Origin of the sequence: Mariniflexile litorale (assembly GCF_031128465.2) — a bacterium.
GTDB lineage: Bacteria > Bacteroidota > Bacteroidia > Flavobacteriales > Flavobacteriaceae > Mariniflexile > Mariniflexile litorale.
Window position 1 is genome coordinate 4410959 of sequence record NZ_CP155618.1, and the last position, 13172, is coordinate 4424130.

Here is a 13172-nt window from a genome sequence, read left to right on the forward strand (position 1 = left end):
GCTCGTACCTCGCTGTGGGCTTTCCACGTCAATCCCTAACGCACCACCATTAGTAACTGGGTCAGTCGCAGTTGCTGTATTCACTAATCTTATTTTATCCATCATTAATTGTTAATTATCAATTGTTAATTATTAATTTTACAACTAAATTTTCACTTTTGAACACAAGAAAAATTGTAATAACTGGGGGTCCTGGCACAGGAAAATCGACTTTAATAAACGAATTGATAAAAAGAGGGCATACCTGTCTTGAAGAAATTTCACGTCAAGTAACCTTAGATGCCAAAAAAGAAGGTATTCACCAGCTCTTTTTAACCAACCCCTTATTATTTAGCGAACTGCTTTTAAAAGGTAGACAACAACAATTTGAAGCCGCCAATAAATTACAATCAGATCTTATTTTTTTCGATAGAGGCCTCCCCGATGTTCTTGCCTATATGAATTATATTGGAGATACCTATCCGCAATCGTTTATAGATAGCTGTAAAAATGCGGTGTACGACACCGTTTTTATTTTAAAACCTTGGGAAAGCATTTACACCAGCGACAACGAACGCTACGAAAGTTTTGATCAAGCCTTAGAAATTCACGACCATTTGCTTAATACCTATCAACAGTTTAATTACAATCTAATTGACGTGCCTTTTGGCACCGTAGAAAACCGAACCGATTACATTTTAAAAGCGTTGAACCTATAAAATGGAACAACCCATAAACATATTAGAACGCTATTGGAATTTTACCGAATTCCGCCCCGAGCAAGAAGCCATCATCAATGCGGTTATTAAAGGGGAAGATACGTTTGTACTGCTTCCCACCGGTGGTGGAAAATCGCTATGTTTTCAAATACCTGCTTTAGCCAAAGAAGGTATTTGTGTGGTTATTTCTCCATTGATAGCCTTAATGAAAGACCAAGTACAGCAGCTTAATGATAAAGGTATCAAAGCCATGGCACTTACAAGTGGCATCACGTACAGCCAATTAGATACGCTTTTAGATAATTGTATTTATGGTAATTATAAGTTTTTATATCTGTCGCCCGAACGTTTACAACAAGAACTTGTGCAAGAACGCATCAAGCAAATGCATGTGAATTTAATTGCGGTAGATGAAGCACATTGTATTTCACAATGGGGTAGTGATTTTAGACCTGCATATAAAAATATCGTTTTACTGCGCCAATTACAACCCACCATTAATGTCGTGGCCTTAACAGCATCCGCAACTCCTGAAGTGGTAGACGATATTATTAAAGAACTTGATTTTATTCAACCCAAAGTATTTAAACAGTCGTTTTACAGACCTAATTTAGGGTATATGGTATATCATGAAAATGATAAATACTATCGTATTGAAACCATTTTAAAAAAATATAAAGCATCTTCTATTATTTACGTTCGAAACAGAAAATCCACTTTAGAAGTTAGTTCCTTTTTAAATTCTAAAAGCATTTTAGCAACTTATTATCATGGTGGTTTAACCAATGTAGAAAAAGACACAAACATGACGCTTTGGCTACAAAACCAAAAACAAGTGATGGTGGCCACAAACGCATTTGGAATGGGTATTGACAAGCCCGATGTTAAAACGGTTATCCATCTAAATTTACCTGAAAGTATTGAAAGTTATTTTCAAGAAGCGGGTCGTGTAGGACGTAATGGAGACAAAGCTTTTGCTGTTATTTTAAAAAATAATAGTGACGAAGTCTCTGTTAAAAATCAGTTTTTGAGTGTTTTACCAACTGTAGATTTTGTAAAGCAAGTCTACAGAAAACTATGTAGTTATTTTCAAATATCATACGGTGAAGGTGAATATGTTACATCTGATTTTGATTTTAATTCTTTTTGTAAAACCTACAGCTTTAATTCAGTTTTATCATATAATGCCTTATTATTATTAGATAGAAATAGTGTAATTACGCTTTCAAAACAATTCAAAAATAAAGTATCGGCGCAATTTATAATATCGAGTGGGTCGCTTTTTAATTATTTAGAAAGTCATTCAAATTTTAACCTAATAGTTAAATCAATCTTAAGAATGTATGGTGGTATTTTCGACCAGAATACAAAAATAGATCTCGTTAAAATTGCAGAAAAAGCATCTACAAACGAAAATGAAGTAACAAAAACACTGCTTCAATTGGAAAAAGACGAAATCATCACCTTAAATTTAGCAAAAACGGATGCACAAGTTACTTTTATCGAGCCACGTGAAGATGATAAAACCATCAACCGCATTGCATCTATCATAGAACAACAAAACGAATTAAAGCAGTTTCAAGTAAAAGAGATGCTTAAGTATATTGAAAACGAATCGGTATGTAAAAGCATGCAACTACTCGCCTATTTTGGCGAGAAAGATGCTAAACCCTGCGGCATTTGTTCCGTATGTACAAATACTAAAAAAACAATAAAACCACCAGACCTAACTATCATTAGAAAACAGGTGATAGAGTTGTTGGAAACAGGCGACAAATCTTCAAGAAACATGGTTGCAGCCTTAAACTGCTCGGAAACCGATTTAAAAACAGTTTTAAAATTACTTTTAGAACACCATATTATTTCTATAACACCAAGAAACACATATAAATTAAGTCATTTGTAAAACAATTATGCTGGTTTCAAATGATCCATTAAAAAATAAGAAACATTAACAAATGAGAGATTTAAGAATTGTATTTATGGGTACGCCCGATTTTGCCGTAAACACATTAAAAACATTAGTAGCGGCCAATTATAATATTGTGGGGGTTATTACAGCACCCGATAAACCTGCGGGACGCGGACAAAAACTAAACGAAAGTGCCGTAAAACAATATGCTGTTTCTCAAAATTTGACTGTATTACAACCTACTAACTTAAAAAATGATGCTTTTTTAAATGATTTAAAGTCACTTAACGCAAATCTTCAAATTGTTGTCGCTTTTAGAATGTTACCAAAAACTGTTTGGCAAATACCCAAATATGGTACTTTTAATTTACATGCTTCCTTACTACCAAACTACCGTGGAGCAGCACCTATTAATTGGGCTATTATTAATGGTGAAACAAAATCGGGTGTTTCAACCTTTTTTATTGATGAAAAAATTGACACAGGCGATATGATTCTTCAAGAGTCTATTGATATAAACCCAGAAGAAAATGCAGGCAATTTACACGATAAATTAATGCACTTAGGTAGTCAATTGGTCTTAAAAACAGTTGCATTAATACAACAAGGTTCGGTTAAAACCATTCCTCAAACAGAATCGTCTGATATAAAAACCGCTTATAAATTAGATAGAGACAACTGTAAAATAGATTGGAATGATTCTTTAGAAAATATTTATAACTTAATTCGTGGACTAAGTCCTTATCCTGCGGCTTGGAGTACTCTCATTAATGGTGATGATAGCTTAGATGTAAAAATTTATGCTGCAGACAAAGAATTTGAGATACATAACCAAAGTAATGGAACGATTATTTCTACAAAAAAAGAATTAAAAGTTGCTGTATCAAATGGTTATATTATTATTAAAGAAATTAAGCTCCCAGGAAAGCGTAACATGGATGTGAAATCGCTTTTAAATGGTTATGATTTTCAAGCCCATGCGAAAATGCGCTAAACCCTCATTCTCATTGATATTCTTTAATTTCATCGATAAAACAGATATCCTTTATCAACAAAAGAACTAAGTTATCAACAAAACAGTGCTTTTCCCTTGCTATTACTTGCGTGATTGCATAATCCGTATAAATTTGTAATAGGATTTAACAAAATGTTTAACCAATTTTATTAATATTAAATTTTTTATTATGAACAAAACAGATTTAATCGATGCAATGGCAGAACACGCTGGAATTACTAAAGCAGCTGCAAAAAAAGCATTAGAAGGTGCCCTTAGCGAAATTGAAGGTGCTTTGAAAAAAGGTAACCGCGTTTCTTTAGTAGGATTTGGCTCTTGGTCAGTTTCTAAAAGAGCTGCAAGAGAAGGTAGAAACCCACAAACTGGAGCTACCATCAAAATTAAAGCTAAAAAAGTTGTTAAGTTTAAAGCTGGATCAGATTTATCAAACGCTGTAAACTAATTATTTACGTCTTTTTATATTAAAAATGCCTTCAAAAATTTGAAGGCATTTTTTTATATTTCCATAAAACAGTTGTTTTTTTAATAAAAAAATATTAGATTTAGTTACTAATTCCTATATTGTATGGTAACAACAACACCAAAAAAAGGTAATTTGTTAATCGCCGAACCTACCATTATTGGTGATATTTCTTTTAACCGATCTATTATTTTACTAGCGGATCATTCACCCGACGGCTCCATAGGTTTTATATTAAACAAACCGCTAGACTACACCATTAACGACTTGGTTCCAGAAGTAGAAGCTACTTTTAAAGTGTATAATGGCGGTCCTGTTGAACAGGATAATTTATACTTTATCCATAAAGTGCCACATTTAGTTCCTAATAGTATTGAAATTTCTTTGGGTATTTATTGGGGAGGTGATTTTAGTAATGTTGCAGAACTTATTGCTAAACAAATTATAAATGAAAACGATATTAAATTCTTTTTGGGATACTCTGGATGGGATGCTAGTCAGTTAGAAAATGAATTAAAATCTAATTCGTGGTTAGTAACCGAGAATATTTATAAAAATCAAATTCTTGAAAAGGACTATGAAACGTTTTGGAAAGAAAAAATGTTAGAATTCGGAGACGAGTATAGCATTTGGAGTAACGCACCAGAAAACCCTAACTATAATTAGCTTAAGCGTAATTTTACATTCAATTTTTGTAGAATAATTTTTGATATATCTGCATTAAACAGCTTCTTACGATATTTAGTTACAGGTTGAATACCTACAATAACGTTGGTAATAAAAATTTCATCGGCTTTTTGAAGTTCGAAAGGAGAGACTGATTCTTCAATAAATTCATACTCTGGCAAAGTTTTTAAAACTTCTGTAATTTGTTTACGCATAATACCTTTTAAACAACCATCAATAATAGGTGGTGTTTTTATTATATTTCCCTTAACAACAAAAATATTACCATTTAATGCTTCTATAACATGCTTGTTGGTATTTAAAATTAAACAATTGGATAAATTATTTTCTTTAGCATAAATACTTCCAACTGTATTAAGAGCCTTATTATTAGTTTTTAAAGTAGATAATAAACTGGGGGATACATAATAATCTTTAAACAAATCCACTTCATAAAAATCATTTTTAAAGACATAAAAATCATTATCAATTTGTTTTACAGATATCATAAAACTCACATCATTCGTAGTTGGCAAATAAAGTCCTCCTTCATTTCTATGTACCATTAATTTAACTCTCGCCGAAGCATTGTTTAAATTGTTAGCTTTTAATGTGTTTTGAATTTGTTCTTCAAGGAATTCCATAGTAAAGCTCATCGGGATTTCCATACGCATAATACGCATAGAAGCCATAAGTCTAAAATAATGATCTTCCCAAAAAAACAATTTGCCGTGTGATGATTTTATGGTTTCAAAAAGAGCATCGCCATAAGCATATCCTCGATTGTTTATTGATATTAATTGCTCTTCTGTTGTGATAGTTCCGTTAAAATTCGTCATAAAAAAGTCCCGAAGTAAATTCGGGACAAATATAATTTAAATATCCTGTTTTTAATTAAGCAGAGCCTAATACTTGTTTTAAACTGGAAATTTGGTTTTCCCAAAGCATTTTAGATTCTTCCACTTCATCTGCTTCTGCAAAATCGGTAATTATTAGCGATACATCTTTAGTTATTTCATCTACCTGTATTTTAATTTCAAAATAAGAAGTATTGTCATCGTCATCATTTAACCATCTAAACCTAATGCGCTCATTCGTTTTTTTACTTATTAATTTTGCTTTTTCCTCGCTATCATCCCAAATAAATGTAAATAACTCGCCTCTAGAATTCACATTATCAGAAAACCATTCGGATAAACCAGAAGGTGTCGAGATATATTGATAAATTAATTGAGGGGAAGCTTGTATAGTAAATTCAATTTCAAATTTGATTTTTTCATCCATAAGTACTGTAAAAATTTTAAGTTCCCAATATATACATTAATTAATAAGAACCGTAATTATTTTTAATAATAATTTACTTAAGTAATGTTTGTAGACAACAATAATGTTTTTATATTTGCAGCCTTAAATTAGGCGAGGTAGCTCAGTTGGTTAGAGCGTCGGATTCATAACCCGGAGGTCGGGGGATCGTGCCCCCCTCTCGCTACAAGGTAAATAAAGGAAAAGCTGAAGATGAGTCTTCAGCTTTTTATTTCAGTACAACAAATGGGATCAACTCTAAAACTTGTGGAATTTAGTATTGAATACACATCTAAAAGAATTGGATCATTGAAAATTTTTTGTAATATCTTTTATGATACCTTCATGATTTGTTACAATAAAATTAATGGGTTTAAAATAGCCTCCATTACTATCTTCAGCTGAACAAGCAGTTAAACCTACTATTAAGTCCATTTCAGCTTTAAAACGAATCAAATCACCTTGCTTAGAAGTCGGTGGCAATACTTTAAGTTTTCCTGTAGCATCAAATTGAACATTCATAAAAATATTGAAAGCAGTTGGTATTTCGTCAATTTCAATATCATATCTCATCAAATTCTTATATAAGTTTTCCAAACAACTGGGGTGGTAAGAAGGATTATTATACATAATTTTAAATGTTTCTGGACTACAAGGTGCTAATAGGAAATCATTTCTGCCGTTGCTATCCTCTTTAATTTCCATCATTTTTTGGGAGCGATTACTCCATAAAAAATTTCCTTTGGTTAATAAGATGGTTTCTTCAAAATCCATGGTCTTTCCTGACGAAATTCTTTCTTTTTTATCTGCTCGGTTAAAAAGAACCATATCGCTCACTTGCTTTCCAAGAGGATCGATAACCGTAAGCGTGTCTCCCTTATCCATTTCAAACGCTGCACCCGATTGAGGTGCGATAATATTTACTCCCTCCATAAATTTTAGTTTTTAGGGTGAAAAGGACATTTCCAATCCTTGGAAACTTCCCTTCCACTATATTGTTTAGTCTCTGTTTCTGAGCCAAAATCAGATAAAACTGGGTTTATAAACCCTTGTAATTCCTCATCTCGACTACGGATTCTTTTTTTAACAGTTTGATAAATCCCCATCTCTCTTAATTTTTCAAATTGCCAATGTAAATTAAAAACCATGGTACAATAAGGTGCTTTTCGAGCTATTCTGGAGCTTTCTGGATGCATTCCAATAATATAAAAAGCCTTACCCTTAATACTAAAACTAAAATTTGGATTATTGGGGTCTTGACTAACACTAGAATCCCAAGCTTTATTATCATGATCGTGAAGTTGTTGTAAAAAATTCCACATGGCTTTTTCAAACTGTAACTCCGATGTGAATTTATTGTTTTTAAAACAAATAATTAAAGATTCGAATTCGTTAGATTCATAATTATAGTTATTTAAATAATGTTCAATATCCGACAAAATGGGTAATATTATTTCATCAGAAGTAATGTCATCATAAATTTTCAAATTATAATTATTCATTGCAAAAACGGTATTGGCCATGACACATGGGTGCTTTTTTTCAATGATGAAATTTCTATATTCAAGTTGAATTGAATTTGACTCTTGTTGATTCATAAAAGTTGTTATTACTATTTTATGTTCATTTCAAAATACATATCATCTTTTGACATCTTTCAAAATCCAATCGTCAACTGGATGATTGTTTTCTTTATGTAGAACTACTAAATCTCCTGTAGTTTCAAATACTACAGCTTTAACTTCTGAAAGTCTGGTTACATTAGATTCTCGTAATTTTGACCTTAAGTCTCCCTCTGTTACTCTTACTGCCTTCATATTATCCCTTAAGATGATATCTCCATCCATTAATAGGGTTGGCTGATTGTCTATAATGTATCTAAACCACTTATAGCGACGTAAAAATGCAGCAATTAATTGAAGGAGATAAACCATAAAAAGTCCTATGGCACCTTCTAAAAGACTAACAGATTTAGAAAGAATGGTTGTTGCAATCATGGATCCAACAGCCACAGTCATTGCAAAATCGAAACTAGACATTTTAGAAAAACTCCTTTTTCCTGCTATTCGTGTGTAAATAATAATTGCTAAATAAATGCCACAACTAGTAAGAAGTATTAGTAATAAAGATTTTTCTGTTAAATCAAAAAGATTGTTCCAAACCTGAGTAAAAATATAATCAGAGTATTCCATGGTAAAAGTTTTATTAATAAAATAAAAGAAGAATTATTTGATTATTTCCCATTAACCAGAAAGGCATGAATTACTCCTGGAATCCAACCAATTAGTGTAAGTAAAATACTTATAACCAAGGTAGTACCAACACCATGTTTCATAAATACAGCTAACGGTGGTAATAAAATATTAAGTATAATGATGATTAAAGACATAATTATTTGTTTTAAATTTTGAATAAATAATTAAGTATAACATGTTAAAATTCAGCTTATTTTTATTTCAAAAAAAAGACTTGAATTGTATTTCTATATTTCTGTTATGAACTTTTATTTATATAATTATTTTAGTCAAAATTATAAATAACCGCATAATTAAAGGAACTCAAATGGTTAAATAAAGAACTCAAACAAGTAAATGCCATTGGACTTCGCTAGGTCTTTTGAAGTGTTTTCCAACACATCTAAACTTAACAATTAACTATTATTTGATATATTTACTACCAAACCTGTAGCCATACCTTAGAACGATACAAAATCTACAACTTATAATAAATGTAATAACAAAATAAGATTTATGTTTTTTTATGTTTTGCTTCGTTTATTTTCTTTTTTTTGTACATTTGAAAATTATCAATCATATTTTATAACAAAAGTCTTATTCAATTTAAATAAACTTATTAAATGAGAACATATTATGATAATTAATATAAAAAAGGTAATCGATTATTTCATCTTGATGTTTCTATGTGTATTTTTAATTCAATGTGGCAATTCTCAGCAAAAAAAAGCAAAACCTCGCATACTAATAAGTAGTGACATAGGAGGAACTGACGATGATGATTTCCAATCAGCGATACATTTATTTATGTATTCCGATTTATTTAACATCGAAGGACTTATTTCATCACCCTTTGGAAATGGTAGAAAAAAAGATTTTCTTGATATGATAAATCTTTATGAACAAGATTTTCAACAATTAACAAACCACAACAAAAATTTACTAAAGCCTAATTATTTAAGAAGTATCTGTAAACAAGGAGCTATCCCAAGTGCTCCTTTCAAAGGGTATGATTTACCAACTGAAGGTTCAGAATGGATTATAAAATGTGCAAAAATAAAAAGCGACCAACCATTATGGGTTTTAGTTTGGGGTGGTATCGAAGATGTTGCCCAAGCATTACACGATGCTCCTGAAATTGAAAAAAACATTAAAGTGTACTGGATTGGTGGTCCTAACAAAAAATGGTGTATAAATGCATATGCCTATATAGCAGAAAATCATCCAAATCTATACATCATTGAAGCCAATGCCACTTACCGTGGGTGGTTTATGGATAATGAGTCTCCTGAAGATATAAAAGGAGATCAATATTATGATAATTTTATTCAAGGAAGAGGTGCTATGGGTAAAGCTTTTAAAAATTATTACAACGGTAATATTAAAATGGGAGACACTCCTTCCCTAGCCTATTTAATGAATGGTGAACCTAATGACCCAAAAAGTGAAAGTTGGGGAGGTAGTTTTACGTCAATAAATAGAAGTTCGAGAAATGTTTTTGAAAGAAATACAACAACTTCCGATACGGTAGCTGCTTATGCTGTTCTAGAGTGGAGGTTTAAAGGTCCAAAATTAGAAATCCCTCAAGATTCTGCATGTTTTACATTAGAAATTTCAAAACAAATTTGGCCAGGGTATTATCTTGGAAATGGTGTTTATGGTGTAAGGTATTCATCTAAAAAACCTGAAATTTGCTCCTATATAACTGCAAGTAATATCTCAGAATTAAACGGGCAAACTGGACAATTTGTAAGTACAACACCATGGCCCGGGCAACCAAACGCACATGATTACCAATTAGGACCTAATTGGTTTGGTGATAAAATAGAACCTGAATTTTTCCTAAAAGACCAACAAGGAGCAAAAACAATATCTAAACATCGTAAAACCTTCTTAATGGATTGGGCTAAAAGATGGGAATGGCTTAAAAAATAAGACTCTTTGTAAGTAAGTTTTTAAATTTAAAACAAATTAATAAACATGAAATTTCACCTTAAATTATTGGTCATACTCTTTTTTATTTCCAATGCATCTGAAATAAACTCTCAAGAAAAAAAGAACAACAAAAATTCACCTACACACAAACCTTCTGCTGTAAAACTTACTGAAGTTTCATGGCATGATATGGGTTGTTATAAAATTGAAATGGAAATGGGTACCGTCTATTTTGAAAAAGACAATGGGGTATCTGGATTTAAAAGTTTTATAGATACAGAAGGAAACGATTGGGTAGCATCCTATTTAGAACCTGGGCCTAATGGTGATTTTCGTGGGTTTCCTAATAGTGTTGGAAATTTTGGGCATGCGGGTCGCGATAGCGGTTCTACAACAACTATTGTTAACGGGATAACAGAAGGAGACCAAGTAATTTTAGAATCCACCAATGGGAAATTCACCTTTCAATATTGGTTTTTTGCAGATCGGGTAGCTATAAAAGTTTTAAAATCTGAAGGTGAATATAATTTCTTGTTAGAGTGTGTTGCTGGTGGAACTGCAGATGCAGAAGATTATTTTGTAACTGCCGATGGAAAAAAACATATTCCCACAAACGATGGCGAATTTGATGATTTTACACCAGAATGGTTTTATTTAGGCGATGCAAAATCAAAAAACGTTCTTTTCTTAGCTAAAACTCCAGAAGATGATGCTCCAAACGAAAATCATCGTCAAATTCGTCCTAATGGTCAGCACAATATGGATCTTTACAGCTTCGGACGTACGGGTAAAGAAGAAAAATATCAGGTACGCGGGATGAGTGGTAATGAGCATATCTGTATCATTGGGTTTGCACCCGTAACGACATCTCACAACGAAATTGCAGCCATGGTTGAAGGTTTTCTTTCAGATCCCTTTAAAAGTAGAGTTAAACCAATAAAGATATGGACCAGTGCTATTTTAAATAAAAAAAAGGAATGGTATGGTTCAGATGAAGCTTTAGCTATTGCTAAAAACGTAATTCAGTACCAATCAACGCAAGGTGGGTTCCCTAAAAGCACCGATTTAGCTCGTGCACCACTTACACCCGGAGACATTCCTCCTGAAGGACGCGGACGGGCAAACAGTATAGATAATGATGCCACTTCGGTTCCCATGGAGTTTCTAGCTAAGGTAATAAGTGCAACTGGTGATGAAAAACTTAAAGCATCCTTTGCTCGCGGCTTAGACTACCTATTCGCAGCACAATATCCTAACGGTGGATGGCCACAATTTTGGCCACTGAGAGGTGATGAATACTATTCACGAATAACCTATAACGATGCCGCAATGATTCAGGTAATGAATTTATTAAGTGGCGTTGTAAATGGCAAACCTCCATACAATTTTGTAGACGCTAACCGCAAAGCCAAAGCTACTATTGCCATTGAGCGGGGTTTAGATTGTATTCTTAAAACTCAAGTGAAACAAAATGGAAAACTCACGGCGTGGTGTGCTCAATATGATGAAAAAACACTACAACCAGCTTGGGCTCGTAAATACGAACCACCTTCCTTATCAGGTGGTGAAACTGTAGGTATTATAGAATACTTAATGTCCATAGAAAATCCAACTCCCGAAATAATTAATGCAGTAAATGCTGCGGTTACTTGGTTGAGAGATGTGGCGATAAAAGGCGTACAACTTAATAAAGTTCGCAACCCTGACGGAAGAATGGAAAGAATTTTAGTAAAAGATCCCAAAGCACCTCTTTTATGGGCTCGTTTTTATGAACTTAACACCAACCGTCCTATATATTTAGATCGTGATTCTGTTTTTCATTATGATTTTTCAGAGGTTGGCTATGAACGTAGAAGTGGTTACGATTATCATGGGTTTTGGGCTACAGATTTGTTAGAAAAAGAATATCCAATTTGGATCGCTAAATATGGGAAAATTAATGCTTCAAAAACTAAAAAAAAAGAAAAAACTAAAACTAAAAAACTAGACAAAGTAATTAAAGAAAAGGTAAAAACAGAGATTATTGAAGCCGAAAACGGAAAATTCTCAGGTATTATTGATCGACATAGCTGTTGGCATCATGTTATGCTTACCGATGCCCCACACTCAACACACTCTGGTCGTGGGGTTGTAGATACAAAAAATGAAATCGGGAGTTATATTGAAGTTAATTATACCGCCGCATGGACTGGATTACATCGTATTACAGTCCGATACACACACATAAAGGAGGATCCTCGTCCAGGGGAATTGCTAATAAATGGCATTCGAGTTGGAACACTTGCCATGCCACAAACCGAAGCGTTACCTGCATGGAAAACTCAATCCATGGAAGTTAATTTACAAGCTGGGTTAAACATTATAAAGCTTGAAGCCCTTAATGAAGGGGGGTTACCAAATATGGATTATATTAAAGTGGCAGAAATTAGAGATATTGCAGAAGGCTCCCTTCCTAATATACACATTTTAGAAGCTGAAGATGGAAATTTTACAGGAAAAGAAGACCATCATAGCTGTTGGAACTTTATAGCTCAGATACCCGCTGAACATAGTGGTTTTACTGGAGAAGGCTATGTTGATACACATAATGAAGTTGGAAGTTTTATTGAAGTACAGTACAATGCTCCAAATACAGGTAAATATGAGCTAGGAATTCGATATGTACATGGAAAAACAGATGTTAGACCAGCAGAAATTCAAGTTAATGGTATTATTTCAAATCCATCACTAGCATTTCTTCCTACAAATGCATGGACTGCTTGGACAACTATTACAACACCTATCGATTTAAAAAAAGGAAATAACACCATACGATTTTCGGCTATAAGTATAGAAGGATTGGCAAATATTGATCATTTTGCTTTTACGCCTAGCATCCAATAAACACCCAAACTACATACAAACAGCTTAAAATAATTTCATGAGACTAGACCAGATGAAGCTGTCTTAA

Annotated in this window: 13 protein-coding genes and 1 tRNA gene; 8 read left to right on the forward strand and 6 right to left on the reverse strand. The window is 32.8% G+C overall.

The genetic code is table 11. The features are described 5' to 3' along the window. Positions 1–158 precede the first annotated feature (158 nt). From QLS71_RS18740 to QLS71_RS18760, 5 genes are all read left to right on the forward strand, one after another. Positions 159–698, forward strand: a complete 540-nt coding sequence (locus QLS71_RS18740; protein ID WP_308992201.1) for an ATP-binding protein — start codon at positions 159–161, stop codon at positions 696–698. Position 699: 1 nt separating this feature from the next. Beyond that, complete coding sequence (locus QLS71_RS18745) at positions 700–2604, forward strand: RecQ family ATP-dependent DNA helicase (protein WP_308992200.1); 1905 nt, start codon at positions 700–702, stop codon at positions 2602–2604. A gap of 52 nt (positions 2605–2656) precedes the next feature. After that, positions 2657–3604 (forward strand): methionyl-tRNA formyltransferase, encoded by a 948-nt coding sequence (fmt, locus tag QLS71_RS18750; protein ID WP_308992199.1) that lies wholly within the window; start codon positions 2657–2659, stop codon positions 3602–3604. A gap of 190 nt (positions 3605–3794) precedes the next feature. After that, positions 3795–4067: an HU family DNA-binding protein gene (locus QLS71_RS18755; RefSeq protein ID WP_308992198.1), complete on the forward strand. Its 273-nt coding sequence runs from the start codon at positions 3795–3797 to the stop codon at positions 4065–4067. Positions 4068–4190: 123 nt separating this feature from the next. Further along, positions 4191–4751: a YqgE/AlgH family protein gene (locus QLS71_RS18760; protein WP_308992197.1), complete on the forward strand. Its 561-nt coding sequence runs from the start codon at positions 4191–4193 to the stop codon at positions 4749–4751. Here QLS71_RS18760 and QLS71_RS18765 read toward each other — a convergent pair. Both QLS71_RS18765 and QLS71_RS18770 read right to left on the reverse strand, forming a co-directional pair. Beyond that, positions 4748–5590: an aminotransferase class IV gene (locus tag QLS71_RS18765; RefSeq protein ID WP_308992196.1), complete on the reverse strand. Its 843-nt coding sequence runs from the start codon at positions 5588–5590 to the stop codon at positions 4748–4750. The genes QLS71_RS18760 and QLS71_RS18765 overlap by 4 nt on opposite strands. Positions 5591–5645: 55 nt before the next feature. Continuing rightward, positions 5646–6035 carry an START-like domain-containing protein gene (locus tag QLS71_RS18770; RefSeq protein ID WP_308992195.1) on the reverse strand — a complete coding sequence of 130 codons (390 nt, stop codon included), beginning with the start codon at positions 6033–6035 and terminating at the stop codon, positions 5646–5648. 131 nt (positions 6036–6166) lie between these two features. On the opposite strand from QLS71_RS18770, the gene QLS71_RS18775 reads away from it, so the two are divergent. Then, positions 6167–6240: transfer RNA gene (locus tag QLS71_RS18775), tRNA-Met, on the forward strand. A gap of 119 nt (positions 6241–6359) precedes the next feature. Here QLS71_RS18775 and QLS71_RS18780 read toward each other — a convergent pair. From QLS71_RS18780 to QLS71_RS18795, 4 genes are read right to left on the reverse strand one after another with little or no spacing between them, the layout of a single operon-like run. Then, positions 6360–6986 (reverse strand): urea carboxylase-associated family protein, encoded by a 627-nt coding sequence (locus QLS71_RS18780; RefSeq protein WP_308992194.1) that lies wholly within the window; start codon positions 6984–6986, stop codon positions 6360–6362. Between the two features lie 5 nt (positions 6987–6991). After that, a complete protein-coding gene (gene gntA, locus QLS71_RS18785) occupies positions 6992–7651 on the reverse strand; it encodes a guanitoxin biosynthesis heme-dependent pre-guanitoxin N-hydroxylase GntA (RefSeq protein WP_308992193.1) in 660 nt (219 codons plus the stop codon). 42 nt (positions 7652–7693) lie between these two features. Further along, the gene (locus QLS71_RS18790; RefSeq protein WP_308992192.1) at positions 7694–8245 is read right to left on the reverse strand and encodes a YetF domain-containing protein; all 552 of its coding nucleotides are present in this window, start codon (positions 8243–8245) and stop codon (positions 7694–7696) included. A gap of 41 nt (positions 8246–8286) precedes the next feature. Beyond that, positions 8287–8442, reverse strand: coding sequence for a YqaE/Pmp3 family membrane protein (locus QLS71_RS18795; RefSeq protein WP_308992191.1), 156 nt, complete (start codon positions 8440–8442; stop codon positions 8287–8289). 481 nt (positions 8443–8923) lie between these two features. Here QLS71_RS18795 and QLS71_RS18800 point away from each other — a divergent pair, with 481 nt between their 5' ends. Both QLS71_RS18800 and pelA read left to right on the forward strand, forming a co-directional pair. Next, positions 8924–10222, forward strand: a complete 1299-nt coding sequence (locus QLS71_RS18800; RefSeq protein WP_308992190.1) for a nucleoside hydrolase-like domain-containing protein — start codon at positions 8924–8926, stop codon at positions 10220–10222. A gap of 45 nt (positions 10223–10267) precedes the next feature. Continuing rightward, the gene (gene pelA, locus QLS71_RS18805; protein ID WP_308992189.1) at positions 10268–13105 is read left to right on the forward strand and encodes a pectate lyase; all 2838 of its coding nucleotides are present in this window, start codon (positions 10268–10270) and stop codon (positions 13103–13105) included. Positions 13106–13172 lie beyond the last annotated feature (67 nt).

What these genes read in the sequence shown, in the direction of transcription:
- QLS71_RS18770 (WP_308992195.1), bottom strand. Translation starts at nt 6,035, where the DNA reads ATGGATGAAAAAATCAAATTTGAAATTGAATTTACTATACAAGCTTCC.
- QLS71_RS18790 (WP_308992192.1), bottom strand. Translation starts at nt 8,245, where the DNA reads ATGGAATACTCTGATTATATTTTTACTCAGGTTTGGAACAATCTTTTT.
- QLS71_RS18755 (WP_308992198.1), top strand. Translation starts at nt 3,795, where the DNA reads ATGAACAAAACAGATTTAATCGATGCAATGGCAGAACACGCTGGAATT.
- QLS71_RS18760 (WP_308992197.1), top strand. Translation starts at nt 4,191, where the DNA reads ATGGTAACAACAACACCAAAAAAAGGTAATTTGTTAATCGCCGAACCT.
- pelA (WP_308992189.1), top strand. Translation starts at nt 10,268, where the DNA reads ATGAAATTTCACCTTAAATTATTGGTCATACTCTTTTTTATTTCCAAT.
- fmt (WP_308992199.1), top strand. Translation starts at nt 2,657, where the DNA reads ATGAGAGATTTAAGAATTGTATTTATGGGTACGCCCGATTTTGCCGTA.
- gntA (WP_308992193.1), bottom strand. Translation starts at nt 7,651, where the DNA reads ATGAATCAACAAGAGTCAAATTCAATTCAACTTGAATATAGAAATTTC.
- QLS71_RS18745 (WP_308992200.1), top strand. Translation starts at nt 700, where the DNA reads ATGGAACAACCCATAAACATATTAGAACGCTATTGGAATTTTACCGAA.
- QLS71_RS18780 (WP_308992194.1), bottom strand. Translation starts at nt 6,986, where the DNA reads ATGGAGGGAGTAAATATTATCGCACCTCAATCGGGTGCAGCGTTTGAA.
- QLS71_RS18800 (WP_308992190.1), top strand. Translation starts at nt 8,924, where the DNA reads ATGATAATTAATATAAAAAAGGTAATCGATTATTTCATCTTGATGTTT.
- QLS71_RS18765 (WP_308992196.1), bottom strand. Translation starts at nt 5,590, where the DNA reads ATGACGAATTTTAACGGAACTATCACAACAGAAGAGCAATTAATATCA.
- QLS71_RS18795 (WP_308992191.1), bottom strand. Translation starts at nt 8,442, where the DNA reads ATGTCTTTAATCATCATTATACTTAATATTTTATTACCACCGTTAGCT.